Source organism: Methylobacterium sp. 2A (genome assembly GCF_009806555.1).
Lineage (GTDB): Bacteria > Pseudomonadota > Alphaproteobacteria > Rhizobiales > Beijerinckiaceae > Methylobacterium.
This window is the reverse complement of the sequence record NZ_VUOK01000021.1, coordinates 162,667-179,419: the sequence shown is the minus strand read 5'-3', so window position 1 is coordinate 179,419 and position 16,753 is coordinate 162,667. Positions and strand designations below refer to the sequence as shown.

The following is a 16,753-nucleotide window of genomic DNA, read 5'->3' as shown; positions in this document are numbered from 1 at the left end:
GGCCGAAGGATCGTCAATATGCAGGCAATAGACGATTAGCCACATCATGCGTTTTGCGCCACAATCGGCCTGCGAAGTGTCGGGCAGGACAGGGAACGCCACCGCTTGTTCAGCGCCCCACGGTGAGGATCGGCCTGCGGCGGGCGACCGTGCGCGGTCCAGCAGGGGTGAGAGACAATGGCGGTCGCCCTCCCGGTCGCGGATACGGATATGATCGCTGCTCCGCCGACCGGGGCGCTCGTGGCGGAACTCATCCGTGATCCGGCCGCGGCCGAACTGATCTGGCGACAGATCGAAGGTGATCCGCAGAGCGTGCAGACGCCTTACCAGCGGTTCGACTGGACGATGGCCTACCTGCGCGCGCGCGGGCTGGCCGGACATGCCCGGCTCCTCATCCTGCGGGACGGGCAAGGCCGCGCCCGGATCCTCCTGCCGCTGGTCATGGAGCGGCGGTTCGGCCTGCATATCGCCCGGACGGTCGGCGACAGCCATGCGAACTACCATCTGCCCCTCTTCGCAAGCCGCGACGCGACGACGATCCGTGCGGATGACGTCATCGCGGCACTCCGGCATGCCGGTCAGGCGGCCGGCATCGATGTCTACGCGTTGCAGCATCAGCCCCGCTTCTGGGACGGAACGGCGAACCCCTTCGCGCTCCGCGGCGAGCCCGAGGCCAGCAACGGCTACGGACTGACCCTCGGATCGGATCCCGAGGCGACGGTGCGGCGGGTCTTCAGCGCCGATGCCCGGAAGAAGCTGCGCTCGAAGGAGAGGCGTCTGATCGAAGGGCAGGGCCCCGTCGTCTATCGCCGCGCCGAATCCGCCGGGGAAACAGCCCGGTTCCTCGCCGCCTTCTATACCCATAAATCCGCACGGTTCGCCGCGATGGGCATCGCCGACCCTTACGCGGATGCCTCCATTCGAGCCTTCCTGACGGCGGCCGCGGCCGGTCCGAAACCGGCACTGGAGTTCCATGCGCTCTGCCTCGCGGAGAGCGGACGGGTGCTGGCGACCTTCGGCGGCGCGGTCACCGGTCGACGATACAGCGGGATGATGACCGCCTTCGATCCGGATCCCGAGATCGCCCGATATAGCCCCGGCGATCTGCTGCTGCATCACCTCGTGCGCGAGCAGTCGGCACGGGGGCGGCTCGGCTTCGATCTCGGCGTCGGCGAGGCGCGCTACAAGGCCAGCATCTGCGACGAGACCATCGAACTCGTCGAGGCGATCATACCGGTCACGCTGTCCGGCCGAACCTACGGCGCGCTCCGGCAAAGTCTCGTACGCGTCAAGCGCGGGATCAAGCGAGACCCCCGCCTCTACACCGCGGTCCAGCGCCTGCGGAGGATACGCCGCGCCTAGAGGCTCTCCGCCAGAGCCAACGCCGGTTCAAGGCATGAGCCCGGCACGCCAGGAAATCAGGGCCGCTCCCGATCGCGTCGCGATCGGGAGCGATCATGACGATCAGGCGGCGTTGAGGCGAAGTTCGGCGTCGAGCGCCTCCCCGGCGGCCGGCCGGTCCTGCGCCACAAGGATCTGTCCGGCACCCGCTTCCTTCGCGGCAGCATAGATATCGGCCAGCGCCGGATCTTCCGCCGAGGCATTCGAGGCGATCACCACCGTGTCCATGTACCCGCCGACGAGGTCGAGAAGCTCTTCGGCATCCGGCGCGGCTCTGAGGCAGCAGATCACCCAATCATACGCCTCGGCCATCGCCTCGAAGGTCAGGGTCAGCGCATCCGGCTCGTCGGACAGCACGGAGGTCGCGCGCCGCCCGACCTCGATCACGTGGAGGCCGCTGGCGCGATCGGCCTGGATCACGTCGAGGAAGGCAGCCTCGCCGGCGACGAGATCGGTGAAGCCGAGCTTGCCGTCGGCGCGTCCGGCATTCAGCGTGACGGCGACCAGGGTTCCGGCCGAGCCGAGGGCCTGTGTCAGGGCGGTCGACAGGCCCGCCACGCCGTTGGTCCGGCCGGTCTCGACAATCAGGACGCGGCGGCCGGACGGAGCGTCCTCGGCGCGCGGAGCGGCGGTGATCCGAGCGATCAGCGGGGCCAGATTGAAAGCTTCCGCGGTGGGAGCGGGCACCGGTTCCAGCGGCGCGGCCGGAGGCTCGGACGCCTTCGACCAGCCCGCCGGATTCATCGCTTCCGGGAAGGTGAAGAGCGGCCGTTCGAGAACCGGCTCCCGACGCGGACGATCCTCTGCCGGATCGAAAGCTTCGTCCCGATCGGCCACGGTCCGGGCGGCATCCGCCAGCAGGGCACGGGCGATGACGGCGCCGATCGCGAGCATCAGCGTGATCAGCGTCGCGAAGGCGATGATCGGCAGCTTCTTCGGGAAGGAGGGCACTTCCGGTGTAACCGCGCGGGACACGATGCGGGCATCGGCCGGGGTCGCGGCCTCCCCGTCGCGGGCCGCCGCCTCGCGGTAGCGGGAGAGGTAGGATTCGAGCTGCTCGCGCTGCGCCTTGGCCTCGCGCTCCAGCGCACGCAGCTGGATCTCGCTGGAATTGCCGCGCACCACGACGTCCTGCTGACCGTCCACCGCCGCCTGCAGGCTGTCGACCCGCGCATCAGCGATCTTGGAATCGTTCTCCAGGGTGCGCACGACGCGCTCGGCCGAGGCCTTGATCTGGGCATCGAGATCCTCGAGCTGAGCCTTCAGCTCCTTGATGCGCGGATGGGCCGGCAGGAGCGTCCGCGATTCGAGGGCGAGCTGCGCCCGCACCGCGATGCGGTTCTCGACGATGCGCCGGATGACCTCGTTGTTGGCGACATCCGGGATCTCGAAGGCGCGCCCGTCCTTGATCAGGTCCTTGATGGCCTTCACCTTTCCGGTCAGGTCCGCCTTGAGGATCCGGGTCGCGGAAAGCTGGCTGGAGAGTTCGCCGAGCTGCTGGGCCGTGAGCGGCCGGCCCGTGGCGCTGCCGACGAGGCCGTTCTGCGCCCGGAACGCCTCGACCTTCGCCTCGGCTTCCGCCACGCGCTTGCGCAGCCCGTCGATATTGCCGCCGAGCCAGGTCGAGGCATAGCGGGCGGTATCGACCTTGTCGGCTTCGAGCGACGAAATGTAGAGGCGCGCGATGGTATTCGCGGCCTCCGCAGCCAGCGCAGCGTCCTTGGCGCGAAACTCGATGGTCAGGATACGCGACTTGCCGGCCGGATAGACGAGCAGGTGCTCGAAATAGGCGTCGAGCACCCGATCCTCGGCCGGGCGATCGAGGGGATTAGCGCCGATGCCCAGCATCATCAGCACGCGCTGAACCGGGCCGATGCTGCCTGCGCCGGGGTCGAATTCCGGGTTGCCGACGAGCTTGAGACGGCGGATCGCCTCCCGGGCGAGATCGCGCGACATCACGACCTGGACCTGGCTCGCCACCGCCTGTTCGTCGATCGGCGCCAGCTGATCGCCCCGCTCCTGCGCGGTGCGGGCGAAAGCGGGATCCCGGCTCTCCAGAAGAAGCTTCGCCTCGCCGGTGTAGCGCGGGCTCACGACGTTGACGAAGACGGTGGCCCCCAGGGCGACGACCAGCGTCGGCCCGACGATCCAGCCGAGCGAGCGGCGCAGGATGCGGGGCACTTGAGCGAGGCCAACGCTTTCCTGGGCGCCCGACAGCCCTCCGGGCACGGCTTCAATCGAGCGTTGACGAATACGGGACATGCGGACGCTCTGGGCGTGGGGGCAGACCGGCAGCACGTAAGGCCGCCCGGCAGCTATTTGCGGATATTAAGGTTGCTCAAGAGTTAAAGCGGCCGCCCGGTCAGGAAGACGCAAGGCACAGACGGCACATCAGACTTCATTAACCTTAACAGCCTAATCCTGGCCTCCACCGCATTTATGACGGCGATGGTGATGAACCGGCGCGCTCTCCTCCTCTCCCTCGGCACGAGCCTCGCGCTCGGCGGATGCCTGCGTCCGACCTTCCGGACCGATCAGCTCGATGCCACCGGCACCGGGTCGATCGCCGCGCGCTACACCTTGGCCGCGGGCGACAAGCTACGGGTCATCGTCTTCGGCCAGGACAACCTGTCGAATATTTACGCGGTCGATGGGGCAGGGCGCATCGCGATGCCGCTGATCGGCGTCGTGCAGGTCGGTGGACAGACGACCGGCCAGGCCGCCCGGGCGATCGAGGCCAAGCTCGCCTCAGGCTTCGTGCGCGAGCCGCATGTGACGGTGGAGGTCGACGCCTACCGCCCGTTCTACATCCTCGGCGAGGTCACCACGTCCGGCCAGTACCCGTTCGTGAACGGCATGACGGTCGAGACGGCAGTGGCGATCGCGGCTGGGTTCGGCCCCCGTGCCGCGCGGGATTACGCCGTCCTCACCCGCGACACGGGCGGCGGCCAGCTGGTGAGCGGAATCGTGCCGATGACCTACTCGGTCCGGCCGGGCGACACGATCGTGATCAAGGAGCGGTTCTTCTGAGAAGCCCGGTCACTGCCCATCCCGCCACGGGTTGATCACGCGCATGGCGGTCTTTTCGGTGGGGATCGGGGTGGCGAGCGGCGGAATTGGTGTGCTCGTCCGCGCCATCATGCGGCGGGCCTCCTGGGCAGGATGCGCGCCGACGGGCGTGAACAGGCCCGCGAGGACCTTGCGCGTCCCCTTGCTGACGAAGCGCGAGGTCTGTGTCGGCTCGAAATCCCGCAGGGCATGGCGCTTGTCGGGGTCGCCCGTGAAGACCTTGGCTCCGGAATTCAGGACGACGATGTCGCCGGGCCGAAGCGTCTCATCCTTCAGCAAGGCTGCGGTCGCACCTGCTTTCATGTCGATCGGGATCTGACGCGGCGAGATATCCGCCTCCTTGACGCGGATCTTGACCGGCAATGCGGCGAAGCGCGTCTGGAGGCGCCGCCGGGCGGAGCCGAGGCGTGGGGAGGCGTGCCGGGCGACTTGCGGTGCGTAGGAGGGCGCCGGCTGAACCTGCTGGGATACGGGCGCAGGCCGAGCGCCGAACAGCATTTCCAGGAAGCCGAGTTCGGCTGCCTCGGCCCGGAGGCTACTTCCGGCCACCAGACCGGCAGCCGTTACGACGGCCAGCAGGCAGCCCGTGCGAAGCGTCATGGCAACCTTCCGAAACCTTACTCGACCTGGACATTGGTCTCTCAACCGCAAGGTGTGCGATTGGGTTCCGAAGGGTTGCGGTCGCTCAGAGCGACTTGGTGAAGATTGAGGCGGCGTCGTATTCGAGATGCCGAAAACAGTGTCTAACGTGCGGCATCGGCGCGACCGAGGTCTCGATCAAGCCGGTTCCGATTGTTCACCCTCGCCGATACAGTCGAGGGCGCGCTCCACGGCACTGACCGCGTCCATGAGATGCTGCACCGTACGCTCGACCTCGCGCGCGGGACGGCCCATCGCAGCGGCGCGCGCGCTCACATCCTCGAGCTGTTCGAGCAGCTCGAGAAGGTCGCCCGCCACGGTGACGACTTCGCAGCGGGCGAGGCGCGCGACGCTCGCGCGGGGACGGAAGGGCAAAACGTTGCTCATCGCCGATGGTTGTCGCCCGAAAGGCCCTGGATTCGCCAGGGGGTGCCGCCGCCTATCCGCCGCAAACGCGAGGCGTGGTGGATTTTCCGTGGCCGCCGCGCATCGGAGGCCACAGAACCGATTCACGGTCGGCGGTCGCCCTTGACGGGCTCGTCCCCGCTCTGACGATGGCGGAACTGCCATACCCGCGATCAGGGCCGGTCATCGGCCGAACCCGTCAGGACTCCTCATGCGCTTCAGCCTTCTGGTCTTTTCCGCGCTCGCGATCGGCGGCCTGTGCGCCTGCGCCACCGACGGGCCCGATTCCCGCAGCGGTCTCGCCGAGAGCTTCAACCTCGACAATTACCGCGCCTCCAGCAACACCAACGGCACCCAGACGCGGCGCGACGTGAACCGGGCCTACACGCAGCCGACCCTTCCGACGATCGGCAACCGCGGCATGTGAGTGAGCACAGACCTTCGACCGGACGCGCTCAGCGTTTCGCCAGCGCGTCCGCGAAGGTCGTGATCCGGTTCCGGGCGTAGACCGGCAGGCCGGCGCTGATCGACGTGCCGGTGTTGAAGCTCGAATTCCCCATCAGCACCTGCGCGGGCAGCAGGTTCTTCAGCACCGGCACCCGGGCATACTCCGCCTTCCGGTCGAGCACGTCGCCCTTGATGGCGAGCGCCATGTAGGTGGTGACGACCGTCTTGCCCGGGTCGTTCGGCATCGGCTGGAACACCGCCAGGAACTTGCCGAAGCGCAGGATCTGGTTGACCCAGAAGATCGTCTGTTCCAGCCCGCCGGCCACGGGCGTGTCGATCTTGGTGAGCGCCCGCAGCGGCGCGTCCTGATCGGCCCCCAGCACCCGCAACTCGCTCTGGAAGGAGACATATTCGGCGATCTTCTTGGCCGAGCCTTCCTCCAGCTTGTTGGCGAGCTTCACCCCGAGCGGCAGCTTGCCCTCGAGATCGTAGCGCGACTCGATGCAGGCGCCGGCGCCCTGGCACCAGGGACGGTCCGGCCGCTTGGCGAAGGCGGCCGCCGGATCCTTGTTGGGCGTCACGTCGGCGACCGAGATGGCGCGGTGCTTGATCGCCGGATCCATCTTCTGGACGAAGGCGAGGTTGGCGTAGGACGCGACGTCGATCGAGTCCGGCGGCCGCGGCACGACGAAACGCCCCTCGGCCACGTAGATCTTGAGGGTCTCGTGCCGCGGCTTGGTCACGCCGTTCACCGTGACGGTGTAGTCGGGCTCCTTGTAGCCGGGGTAGGGGGCGAGCACCGCCGCCTCGGCGGGCCGCACCTTCTGCCAATCGAGATACGGGATCAGCCCGTTCTCCGGTGCGGTCGGCTTGTCGCGGTGATCGGTGAACAGGATCTGGCCGGGCTTGATCGTGGCCGGATCGACCGCCGAGACCGAGGGGACTTCCTTGATCCGGTCGGCCGCGGGGGCCGCGGCGGTGTTGGCGGCGGGCGTCTGCGCGCGGGCCGGGATCGCGGCCAGCAGCGCGAGGGCCAGAACCGCGGAAACTCGGGCCGCAGAAACGCGGGCGGCGGGAAGCTGCGTTCGCAACGGGACTCTCATCCTCTTGGGGAGTGCGGTCAGAAGCCGGATTCTTCGCCGAACAGGTAGTCCGGATCGCGGCGGCGCGGCCTGCGCACGCCGTCATCCCCGAACGGCGAGCGCGCGGCCTGGCCCGGCCACGGCCTGTACGGGTCCTGACCGTCAGGATCCAGATCTCCCTGCGCGCGGCGGCTGCGCGGCGGTGGACGGTCTCCGAACGGGTCGAGCGGGTCCGCTTGCGGGCGCTCGCCGGTCATGTTGCCATAGTAGTCGCCCGCGACGCTCGCGCCGTCCTCGGCACCGCCGAGGTCGCCGTCCTCGGCATCCGGCCGCATCGCGTAGAGCGTCTCGCGCGGCACGAGGCGATATTGGGTGTCGGCCATCTTGCCGTCACCGCTCGTGCGGAAATGCTCGATGAAGCCGCCGCCCGCGACCCGGACGCCGCTGCGTGGATCGATCGCCAGATCGGCGATGAACGGCCGCGCCTCGGGGGAGGGGCCCTTCAGCGGCGTCTTCGGCACGCCGTTGGCCCAGGCGGCCTGCAGGATCGCCGAGGCGATCGGGACCGAGACGTGACCGCCGGTCTGGCCGCGGCCGAGGGTCTTCCGGCTGCCATCGGCATTGTCGTAGCCGACCCAGACCACCACGGTGATCTCGTTGGTGAGGCCCGCGAACCACGCGTCGTTCTCGTTCTCCGACGTGCCGGTCTTGCCGGCCACATAGGCCGAGACCTTCGACAGGGCTGCTGCTGTGCCGTGCTGGGTCACGCCCTGCAGCATGGTCTTGAGCTGGTAGAACGCCACCCGGTCGGCCGAGGCGATCCGGACCGGCTCCCGGGCCGCATGTGTGTAGAGGGACTTGCCGTCCCGCTCGACCGATTCGAGCGCGTAGGGCGCGGGCCGCGCGCCCTCGTTGGCCACCGCCGCGTAGAAGGCCGCGAGGTCGAGCATGCGCACCGGCTGCGCGCCCAGGACGAACGGATAATAGGGTTCGCATTCCGCGTAGATCTGCGCTTCGAGGGCGATGTCGCAGACGCGCTTCAGGCTCGCGGGCGCCTTCGGGGCGATGCCGCCCTGGAGGAGCCGTGCGGTCACGAGATTCTTCGAGAATTCGAGCCCGCGCCGGAGCGTCGTCGGTCCCGAACCGCCGCCCTCGTAATTCTTCGGCGACCACGAATCGCCGGTTCCGTTGATTGGCGGCAGGGTGACGGGGGAGTCCATCACCAGCGTGTTCGGCTGCAGGCCGGCGTTGAGGGCCGCCAGATAGGTGAGCGGCTTCAGGGTCGAGCCCGGCTGCCGCACCGTCTGCGTGACGCGGTTGAGCTGGCTCAGCGGATAGGAGAAGCCCCCCGCCATGGCGAGGATCCGGCCGGTCTGATTCTCCAGGACCAGAGCCGCGCCCTGGACGCTCGGCTTGACGCGGAGTTGCGCGTGCGGGCCGCCCTTGCCCTGCGTGACCTTCACCCGCACCACGTCGTAGGGCTGCAACTTACCCCGGGCGATGCCGGCATCGAGAGAGGCGGTGCGGCCATCCGCGAGCCCGACCTTGATGCCGCCGCGCCCCGTCTCCAGCACGACCGCCATCGGCCAGCGAACGTCATAGAGCACCGGTCGCGCGCTCTCCAACGCCAGCAGCCAGGCGGGCTTGCGCTGCGGCGCGGCGATCACCTTCGAGGCCCGGAGCATTCTGGCGTCCGGCTTGACGGCGTCGGCCCGGGCACCCGTCACGGACGGAGCCGCCTGCGGCGCCGCCTCGGGGGCCGGCGTCGCGGCCTGGATCCGGCGGACGCTGTCGGCGAGGTTGAGTTCCGGCCCCGTGAAGGTCTGGCGCCCGGTGGAGCGCTCGTAATTGGCCAGCCCGTCCTGCAACGCCTCCTCGACGGCCCGCTGGAGCCCGGCATTGATGGTCGAGCGCACGGTGAAGGAGCCGGACGTGAGCGAATCGACCCCCGCGAAGGTCCGCGCCTCCCGATTGAGGAAGTCGACGGCGTAGAAGCCGGAATCGCGCCGCGCCGTCTCGATCGGCTTGAGGCCGAGATCGGACTTGATCGCCGCATTCATCTCGGCCTCGGTGATCGTGCCCTCCTCCTTGAGGCGGGACAGCACATAGGCGCGCCGCTCGCGGGCCCGGTCCGGATACTTGTCGGGGCTGTAGAAGTTCGGCCCCTTGGGCATGCCGGCGAGCAGGGCCGCCTCCGGCAGGGTGAGCTGGCCGACCGGCTTCCCGAAATAGCTCTCCGCCGCCATCTCGATCCCGTAGGCGCCGCGGCCGAGATAGATGCCGTTGAGATAGAGGCCGAGGATCTGCGGCTTCGAGAGGATCCGCTCCAGCCGCGAGGCGACGATCATCTCGCGGATCTTGCGCTCGTAGGTGACGTCGTCGCCGACCGAGAGGTTCTTGACCACCTGCTGGGTGATGGTCGAGCCGCCCGCCGGCCGCCCCGGCGAGGCGAGATTGCCGATGAAGGCGCGGATCACCCCGCGCTCGTCGATGCCGTGGTGGCTCTCGAACCGCTTGTCCTCGGCGGCGATGAAGGCCTTCTGCACCAGCGTCGGGACCGCGGTAATCGGCACCACGATGCGCCGGCCGTTCGGCTCCGCGGCCTCCGCGAAGGGCTTTCCCGCGCCGTCGAGGATCCGGGTCATGCCGGGCAGGGCCTTGTCGCGCAGGGCCTCGGCGCTCGGCAGGTCCTTGGTGGCGTTGTCGTAGAACTCGATCACCGCCTTCGCGTCGAATGGGGAATTCGGCGGGTTCTCGCCCTTGCAGAACTGCTTGTAGCTGACGTTCAGCTCGTTGATGTCGAGCCCGTGCAGGATCTTCGGTGCGGACGGGCCGGCGACCGTCGTCGGATCCTCCATGGCGGTGGAGATCAGGTCGTCGAGGTTGATGTCCTCGATGTCGAAGGCCTTGCGCATGTGGGCGCAGCCGTCGCGCAGCAGCCGCACGACTTCCGGCCCGTCGGTGGCCGGATCGAATCGCGTGCGGACCGCCTCCGGCCGGGTGGTGACCTGGCTCAGCGTCAGGGCGGTCGCGAACAGCTTGATCAGGATGGCGTTCATACGGGCCGGATTCGGGGACGCAACGGGCGAGCCGGACCGTCCGGGCGCGCGCCTGAACAGGGCGTGCACAACGCGGCTGATTTAAGGACGCAACAAACGGCAACGCTTTGGGCCGGCCCCACGTTCTGGAGGCGCGACGATGCCGGGGGCCGCATGATCACCGACTTGTGGTACAAGAACGCCGTCATCTACTGCCTGTCGGTCGGCACCTTCATGGACGCCAACGGCGACGGCGTCGGGGACTTCGCCGGGCTTGAGCGCCGGCTCGACTACATCCAGGGGCTCGGCGCCACCGCGATCTGGCTGATGCCGTTCCAGCCCTCGCCCAAGAAGGATGGCGGCTACGACATCGCGGATTATTACGGTGTCGATCCCGCCTACGGCTCGCTCGGCGACTTCGTGGCCTTCACGCACGCCGCCAAGCAGCGGGGCCTGCGCGTGCTCATCGACCTCGTGGTCAACCACACGTCGGACCAGCATCCCTGGTTCCAGGCCGCCCGCGCCGATCCGAACTCCCCCTACCGCGACTGGTATGTCTGGTCGGACGAGCGGCCGGCCACCGCCGACGAGGGGATGGTCTTTCCCGGCGTGCAGGACACGACCTGGACCTACGATGCGAAGGCCAAGGCCTGGTACTTCCACCGGTTCTTCAACTTCCAGCCGGATCTGAACACCGCCAACCCCGCGGTGCTGGCCGAGATCCTGAAGATCATGGGCTTCTGGATCCAGCTCGGCGTCTCGGGCTTCCGGATGGACGCGGTGCCCTTCGTCATCGCCGAGAAGGGCGCCGATGTCGGCGGCAAGCCGCGCGAGCAGTTCGACATGCTGCGCGACTTCCGCGAGTTCCTGCAATGGCGGCAGGGCGACGCCATTATCCTGGCCGAGGCCAACATCCTGCCGAACCAGGATTTCGCCTATTTCGGCGACGACGCCGACCGCATGCACATGATGTTCAACTTCCAGGTCAATCAGGCGACCTTCTACGCTCTGGCCGGCCACGATGCCCGGCCCCTCGTGAAGGCGATCGAGAAGACGAAGCCGCGGCCGCTCTCGTGCCAGTGGGGCATCTTCCTGCGAAACCATGACGAGCTGGATCTGGGGCGGCTCACCGAGGCGCAGCGGCAGGCCGTGTTCGCGGAATTCGGGCCGGAGAAGCACATGCAGCTCTACGACCGGGGCATCCGCCGCCGCTTCGCCCCGATGCTGGCGGGCGACCCGCGGCGCATCCGGATGGCCTACTCGCTGATGTTCACCCTGCCCGGCACGCCCGTGCTGCGCTACGGCGACGAGATCGGCATGGGCGACGACCTCGCGCTGAAGGAGCGGGATTGCGCCCGCACGCCGATGCAGTGGACCGGCGAGCACCAGGGTGGCTTCTCCAAGGCCGACACCACCGTGCTTCCGGTGATCGATCACGGGCCCTACGGCTACGCGCACGTCAACGTCGCCGACCAGCGCCACGAGCGGGATTCGCTGCTCAACTGGATGCAGAGCATCATCCGCCAGCGCAAGGAAACGCCGGAGATCGGCTGGGGCGATGTCGTCGCGGTGCCGACGGGCAAGAACTCGGTGCTGGCCCTGCGCTACGAATGGCGCGGCAACGCCGTCCTGTGCGTGCACAACCTCGCGGCGGAGCCGGTGGAGATCGCCCTCGAATCCGGCAGCCCGGATCCGGAGCACGACGTGCTGGTCGACGTGCTCACCGGCGCGCGCAGCGCGGTCCGGGACGACGGCACGCATTGTGTGTTTCTGGAAGGCTACGGCTACCACTGGTACCGCGTCGGCGGGCTCGACGCGCTGTTGAAGCGGCGGCCGGCATGAGGACGGCCCGATGACGCCTCGCGCTCGTCCGGCCGAACCGATAGGACAGGCCGGAGCGAGGTGGGACATGGCCCGGACGAAGCATTATCCCTCGGACGCGACGATCGCCGACATCCTGCCGGACCTCGCGGACGGCGAGGCCTATCTGCGTCAGGTTCTTGTCACCATGCGGATGTGCCAGAAGCATTACGGTGACGCCTGGGTCCGGATCGGCGTCACCGGCCGATCGCCGACGCCATCCTATCGGATCGACCGGCCGGACGAGACGGCCACGGGCGACGGGGCGTTCGAGGCCGGCAGGGCTCTGTTCGGTGCCTATGGCGGACGGTCCCACGACCGGTTCACGCAGGTCAACACGGCGGAGACACGCTGGAGCACGCGCGCCCTCGGCATGGCCGAGATGCTGACGCTCCACGAGAGCCTGCGCCGCCCGAGAGGCGACGCGGCCTGAACCGATCGCGCAGGGTGCCGCCGGTGCGCGTTCTGCGCTAGACTCGGACCGAGGGCGTCCGGAGCGGCGCTGCCAACATGCGGAACGACATGCCAGGTACGCCACGCGCCGGGATCATCCCGGTCACGCCCTTCCAGCAGAATTGCACCCTGATCTGGGACGATGCCACCAAGGTCGGCGCCGTGGTGGATCCCGGCGGGGACTTGGACCGGATCGAGGCGGCGATCCGCGAGCAGGGCGTGACGGTCGAGAAGATCCTTCTGACGCACGGCCATGTCGACCACGCCGCCGGCGCCGACGAGCTGCGCGAGCGCCTCGGCGTCCCGGTGGAAGGTCCGCACCTCGCCGACAAGTTCCTCCTCGACTCCCTGCCCGAGACGGCGGCCAATTACGGGCTTGGCGAGGCCCGGGCCCTGACCCCGGACCGCTGGCTGAACGAGGGCGACGCCGTGACGGTGGGCGGTCTCGACTTCGACATCCTGCACTGCCCCGGCCATTCCCCCGGCAGCGTCGTGTTCGTCAGCCGCGACGCGCGCTTCGCCCTGGTGGGCGACGTCGTGTTCAAAGGCTCGGTCGGCCGCACCGATCTGCCCGGCGGCAACCACGAGCAGCTGATCCGGGCGATCAAGGAGAAGGTTCTGCCGCTCGGCGACGATCTCGCCTTCATCCCGGGCCACGGCCCGACCGGCACGCTCGGCGAGGAGCGCGTCTCCAACCCGTTCCTGCAGGATTGAAGCCGATGGACAAGCGCCGCATCGGCCGCTCCGCTCTCACGGTCGCGCCCTTCTGCCTGGGCGGCAACGTCTTCGGCTGGACCGCCGACGAGGCGACCTCCTTCGCGATCCTCGACCGGTTCGTGGATCAGGGCTTCGACTTCATCGACACGGCCGACGTCTATTCGCGCTGGGCGCCGGGCCACGCGGGCGGCGAATCCGAGACGGTGATCGGGCGCTGGTTCGCGGCCAGGCCGGGGGTGCGCGACCGGGTCGTGCTCGCCACCAAGGTCGGCATGGATATGGGCGAGGCCGGCAAGGGCCTCTCGGCGCAGCATGTCGAGCGGGCCTGCGAGGCGTCCCTGCGGCGGCTGCAAACCGACCGGATCGATCTCTACCAGTCGCATCTCGACGATGCCGATGTGGCGCTGGAGGAGACCCTGCGCGCCTACGAGCGCCTGATCGCCGCCGGCAAGGTGCGCGTGATCGGCGCGTCGAACTACGAAGCCGGTCGGCTCAAGGAGGTGCTGGCGCTCTCGGCCTCCGCGGGCCTGCCGCGCTACGAGTGCCTGCAGCCGGATTACAGCCTCGCCGAGCGCGGCTACGAGGCCGAGCTGGAGCCGCTGTGCCGGGCCGAGCAGGTCGGCGTGATCGGCTACTTCTCGCTGGCGGCGGGCTTCCTCACGGGGAAATACCGGTCCGCGCAGGATGCCGCCGGCCGTCCCCGGGAGAACCGCGTCGCGAAGTATCTCAACCCGCGCGGCTTCGCCCTGCTCGACGCGCTCGATTCGGCCGCGTCGGCACACGGGGCGAGCCCGGCGCAGGTGGCGCTCGCCTGGATCATCGCCCGGCCGGGCATCACCGCGCCGATCGCCAGCGCCACCTCGGTGGCGCAGCTCGACGAGCTGCTGGGCGCGGCCCGGCTGACGCTATCGCCCGAGGCGATCACGCGCCTCGACGAAGCCAGCGCGGGCGGAATCGAGGGCTAACGCGCCGTTAAGCCGGGAGCGTCAGAAAAGCACCCGGGGCCCCGCCCTGGGCGCGCAAAAATCGTGCAAACTCAATGTGGAACCCCTATATCAGGCAGACCGAGTGAGAGTTCAGGCGTGGGCGCCTGACGGCGCGAGTCCCTCCGTCGCGTAAAGGCCCGCCTGCCCGAGGAAGTTCATGGCCGACACCCCCCAGACCGAGCACGCCGATTACGGCGCGGAATCGATCCGCGTGCTGAAAGGCCTCGATGCCGTCCGCAAGCGGCCCGGCATGTACATTGGTGATACCGACGACGGCTCCGGCCTCCACCACATGGTGTACGAGGTCGTGGACAACGCCATCGACGAGGCGCTCGCCGGCCACGCCGACCTCGTCACCGTGACCCTCAACGCCGACGGCTCCTGCACGGTGTCCGACAACGGACGCGGCATCCCGGTGGACATCCACAAGGAGGAGGGCGTCTCCGCGGCCGAGGTCATCATGACCCAGCTGCACGCGGGCGGAAAGTTCGACCAGAACTCCTACAAGGTCTCCGGCGGCCTGCACGGCGTCGGCGTTTCGGTGGTCAACGCGCTCTCCTCCTGGCTGAAGTTGCGGATCTGGCGCAACGACAAGGAGCACGCCATGGAGTTCCGCCATGGCGATGCCGTGGCGCCGCTCGAAGTGGTCGGCCCCGGCAACGGGCGTCGCGGGACGGAAGTCACCTTCCTGCCCTCGACCGACACCTTCACGATGATCGAGTTCGATTACGGGACGCTGGAGAAGCGCCTGCGCGAACTCGCCTTCCTCAATTCCGGCGTGCGCATCGTGCTGACCGACGCACGCCATGCCGAGAAGAAGCGCGAGGAGCTGTACTACGAGGGCGGGATCGAGGCGTTCGTCCGCTACCTGGACCGCTCGCGCAAGCCGATCGACGGCATGACCAGCCCCGTCGTGGTCCGCGCCGAGCGCGACGGCATCCGGGTCGAAGTCGCGTTCTGGTGGAACGACTCGTTCAACGAGACGGTGCTGCCCTTCACCAACAACATCCCGCAGCGCGACGGCGGCACCCATATGGCGGGCTTCCGCGCCGCCCTGACCCGCCAGATCACCGGCTACGCCGATTCCACCGGCATCTCCAAGAAGGAGAAGGTCTCGCTCACCGGCGAGGATTGCCGCGAAGGCCTGACCGCGGTCATCTCCGTGCAGGTGCCGGACCCGAAATTCTCGTCCCAGACCAAGGACAAGCTGGTCTCGTCCGAGGTGCGGCCGGCGGTGGAGAACGTCCTCAACGAGGGGCTTTCGACCTGGCTGGAGGAGAACCCCTCCCAGGCGCGTTCGGTAATGGGCAAGGTGGTGTTGGCAGCCTCGGCCCGCGAGGCGGCCCGCAAGGCGCGCGAGACCGTGACCCGCAAGGGCGCGCTCGACATCGCCTCGCTGCCCGGCAAGCTTGCCGATTGTCAGGAGCGCGACCCGACCAAGTGCGAGATCCTGCTGGTTGAGGGCGATTCCGCCGGCGGCTCGGCGAAGCAGGGCCGCGACCGGACCTTCCAGGCGGTGCTGCCGCTGCGCGGCAAGATCCTGAACGTCGAGCGCGTCCGCGCCGACCGGATGCTGTCCTCAGCGGAGATCGGGACCCTGATCACGGCGCTCGGCGCCGGCATCGGGCGTTCTTCGACCGACCGCGAGGGCTTCAACCCGGAGAAGCTGCGCTACCACCGCATCATCATCATGACCGATGCGGACGTGGACGGCTCGCACATCCGGACCCTGCTGCTGACCTTCTTCTTCCGGCAGATGCCGGAGCTGATCGAGCGCGGCCACCTCTACATCGCCCAGCCGCCGCTCTATAAAGCCGAGCGCGGCCGGCGCGCGATCTACCTGAAAGACGAGCGCGCGCTCGAAGACTACCTGATCGACCAGGGCACCGACGGCGCCGTGCTGCGGCTCTCGACCGGGGCGGAATTCGCCGGTCCCCAACTCAAGAGCCTCGTCGAGGAGGCGCGGACCTTCCGGAGCATCCTGCAGGGGCTGCACACGCGCTACGACCGGGCCGTGGTCGAGCAGGCGGTGCTGGCCGGGGCCTTCGATCCGGAGGCGGCCGACCGCCCCGGCGAGGCTGAGGTGCTGGCCGACATGACCGCCCGCCGCCTCGACGCCATCGCCGACGAGATCGAGCAGGGCTGGCAGGGCGAATCGTTCGAGGGCGGCTACCGCCTCAGCCGGACGCTGCGCGGCGTCCGGCAGGTGGCGACCCTTGATGCCGGGCTGATCACCTCGCAGGAGGCCCGCCGCCTGTCCGAGCGGGCCGACGCCTTCCGGGAGATCTACGGCGAGCCGGCGACGCTGATGCGCAAGTCCGACGAGACGGTCCTGCACGGTCCGGTCGCCCTGTTCGAGGCCGTGATGGCGTTCGGCCGCAAGGGCCTCCAGCTCCAGCGCTACAAGGGCCTCGGCGAGATGACCGCCCAGCAGCTCTGGGAGACGACGCTCGACCGCGACGTGCGCTCGCTGCTGCAGGTGAAGGTGAAGGACGTCACCGACGCCGACGACCTGTTCGTGAAGCTGATGGGCGACGTCGTGGAGCCGCGGCGCGAGTTCATTCAGGAGAACGCCTTGAGCGTGGCAAACCTCGACGTTTAGCCAATCGCCTGTAATTTCTCAGTAAAACATGTCCCGGGAAGCGATTTATTTGGA

Annotated in this window: 13 protein-coding genes; 8 read left to right on the top strand and 5 right to left on the bottom strand. The window is 68.6% G+C overall.

The annotated features are described in order from the left end of the window. Nucleotides 1–210: 210 nt before the first annotated feature. Nucleotides 211–1,362, top strand: coding sequence for a GNAT family N-acetyltransferase (locus FVE89_RS11820; RefSeq protein WP_246730640.1), 1,152 nt, complete (start codon nucleotides 211–213; stop codon nucleotides 1,360–1,362). 102 nt (nucleotides 1,363–1,464) lie between these two features. Here FVE89_RS11820 and FVE89_RS11815 read toward each other — a convergent pair whose 3' ends face one another. Next, nucleotides 1,465–3,663 carry a GumC family protein gene (locus FVE89_RS11815; protein ID WP_160534142.1) on the bottom strand — a complete coding sequence of 733 codons (2,199 nt, stop codon included), beginning with the start codon at nucleotides 3,661–3,663 and terminating at the stop codon, nucleotides 1,465–1,467. Between the two features lie 186 nt (nucleotides 3,664–3,849). Between FVE89_RS11815 and FVE89_RS11810 the strand changes: the two genes are divergently transcribed. Further along, a complete protein-coding gene (locus FVE89_RS11810) occupies nucleotides 3,850–4,431 on the top strand; it encodes a polysaccharide biosynthesis/export family protein (RefSeq protein ID WP_160534141.1) in 582 nt (193 codons plus the stop codon). Between the two features lie 9 nt (nucleotides 4,432–4,440). Here the strand turns inward: FVE89_RS11810 and FVE89_RS11805 are convergent, their stop codons facing one another. Next, on the bottom strand, nucleotides 4,441–5,070 hold the full coding sequence (locus tag FVE89_RS11805; protein WP_160534140.1) for a hypothetical protein: 630 nt from the start codon (nucleotides 5,068–5,070) through the stop codon (nucleotides 4,441–4,443). A 177-nt stretch (nucleotides 5,071–5,247) separates the two neighbouring features. Continuing rightward, entirely contained in the window at nucleotides 5,248–5,496 is a 249-nt protein-coding gene (locus FVE89_RS11800) for a hypothetical protein (RefSeq protein ID WP_160534139.1), read from the bottom strand. Between the two features lie 229 nt (nucleotides 5,497–5,725). On the opposite strand from FVE89_RS11800, the gene FVE89_RS11795 reads away from it, so the two are divergent. Then, a complete protein-coding gene (locus tag FVE89_RS11795) occupies nucleotides 5,726–5,941 on the top strand; it encodes a hypothetical protein (protein ID WP_160534138.1) in 216 nt (71 codons plus the stop codon). A gap of 28 nt (nucleotides 5,942–5,969) precedes the next feature. Here FVE89_RS11795 and FVE89_RS11790 read toward each other — a convergent pair whose 3' ends face one another. Together FVE89_RS11790 and FVE89_RS11785 are read right to left on the bottom strand one after the other, a co-directional pair. Further along, complete coding sequence (locus tag FVE89_RS11790) at nucleotides 5,970–7,064, bottom strand: hypothetical protein (RefSeq protein WP_160534137.1); 1,095 nt, start codon at nucleotides 7,062–7,064, stop codon at nucleotides 5,970–5,972. Nucleotides 7,065–7,081: 17 nt separating this feature from the next. Further along, on the bottom strand, nucleotides 7,082–10,102 hold the full coding sequence (locus tag FVE89_RS11785) for a transglycosylase domain-containing protein (protein ID WP_160534136.1): 3,021 nt from the start codon (nucleotides 10,100–10,102) through the stop codon (nucleotides 7,082–7,084). 153 nt (nucleotides 10,103–10,255) lie between these two features. Here FVE89_RS11785 and FVE89_RS11780 point away from each other — a divergent pair, with 153 nt between their 5' ends. The 5 genes from FVE89_RS11780 to gyrB all read left to right on the top strand — a co-directional run bounded on the left by FVE89_RS11780 (nucleotide 10,256) and on the right by gyrB (nucleotide 16,699). Continuing rightward, nucleotides 10,256–11,923 (top strand): alpha-amylase family protein, encoded by a 1,668-nt coding sequence (locus FVE89_RS11780; RefSeq protein WP_160534135.1) that lies wholly within the window; start codon nucleotides 10,256–10,258, stop codon nucleotides 11,921–11,923. 67 nt (nucleotides 11,924–11,990) lie between these two features. Continuing rightward, on the top strand, nucleotides 11,991–12,374 hold the full coding sequence (locus FVE89_RS11775) for a hypothetical protein (RefSeq protein ID WP_160534134.1): 384 nt from the start codon (nucleotides 11,991–11,993) through the stop codon (nucleotides 12,372–12,374). Nucleotides 12,375–12,463: 89 nt separating this feature from the next. After that, a complete protein-coding gene (locus FVE89_RS11770; RefSeq protein WP_160534133.1) occupies nucleotides 12,464–13,108 on the top strand; it encodes an MBL fold metallo-hydrolase in 645 nt (214 codons plus the stop codon). 5 nt (nucleotides 13,109–13,113) lie between these two features. Next, nucleotides 13,114–14,076, top strand: a complete 963-nt coding sequence (locus tag FVE89_RS11765; RefSeq protein WP_160534132.1) for an aldo/keto reductase — start codon at nucleotides 13,114–13,116, stop codon at nucleotides 14,074–14,076. Between the two features lie 178 nt (nucleotides 14,077–14,254). Next, the gene (gene gyrB / locus FVE89_RS11760; RefSeq protein ID WP_160534131.1) at nucleotides 14,255–16,699 is read left to right on the top strand and encodes a DNA topoisomerase (ATP-hydrolyzing) subunit B; all 2,445 of its coding nucleotides are present in this window, start codon (nucleotides 14,255–14,257) and stop codon (nucleotides 16,697–16,699) included. The last annotated feature ends 54 nt before the right edge of the window (nucleotides 16,700–16,753 follow it).

What these genes read in the sequence shown, in the direction of transcription:
- FVE89_RS11785 (WP_160534136.1), bottom strand. Translation starts at nt 10,102, where the DNA reads ATGAACGCCATCCTGATCAAGCTGTTCGCGACCGCCCTGACGCTGAGC.
- FVE89_RS11765 (WP_160534132.1), top strand. Translation starts at nt 13,114, where the DNA reads ATGGACAAGCGCCGCATCGGCCGCTCCGCTCTCACGGTCGCGCCCTTC.
- FVE89_RS11805 (WP_160534140.1), bottom strand. Translation starts at nt 5,070, where the DNA reads ATGACGCTTCGCACGGGCTGCCTGCTGGCCGTCGTAACGGCTGCCGGT.
- FVE89_RS11790 (WP_160534137.1), bottom strand. Translation starts at nt 7,064, where the DNA reads ATGAGAGTCCCGTTGCGAACGCAGCTTCCCGCCGCCCGCGTTTCTGCG.
- FVE89_RS11770 (WP_160534133.1), top strand. Translation starts at nt 12,464, where the DNA reads ATGCCAGGTACGCCACGCGCCGGGATCATCCCGGTCACGCCCTTCCAG.
- FVE89_RS11815 (WP_160534142.1), bottom strand. Translation starts at nt 3,663, where the DNA reads ATGTCCCGTATTCGTCAACGCTCGATTGAAGCCGTGCCCGGAGGGCTG.
- gyrB (WP_160534131.1), top strand. Translation starts at nt 14,255, where the DNA reads ATGGCCGACACCCCCCAGACCGAGCACGCCGATTACGGCGCGGAATCG.
- FVE89_RS11780 (WP_160534135.1), top strand. Translation starts at nt 10,256, where the DNA reads ATGATCACCGACTTGTGGTACAAGAACGCCGTCATCTACTGCCTGTCG.
- FVE89_RS11800 (WP_160534139.1), bottom strand. Translation starts at nt 5,496, where the DNA reads ATGAGCAACGTTTTGCCCTTCCGTCCCCGCGCGAGCGTCGCGCGCCTC.
- FVE89_RS11820 (WP_246730640.1), top strand. Translation starts at nt 211, where the DNA reads ATGATCGCTGCTCCGCCGACCGGGGCGCTCGTGGCGGAACTCATCCGT.
- FVE89_RS11775 (WP_160534134.1), top strand. Translation starts at nt 11,991, where the DNA reads ATGGCCCGGACGAAGCATTATCCCTCGGACGCGACGATCGCCGACATC.
- FVE89_RS11810 (WP_160534141.1), top strand. Translation starts at nt 3,850, where the DNA reads ATGGTGATGAACCGGCGCGCTCTCCTCCTCTCCCTCGGCACGAGCCTC.
- FVE89_RS11795 (WP_160534138.1), top strand. Translation starts at nt 5,726, where the DNA reads ATGCGCTTCAGCCTTCTGGTCTTTTCCGCGCTCGCGATCGGCGGCCTG.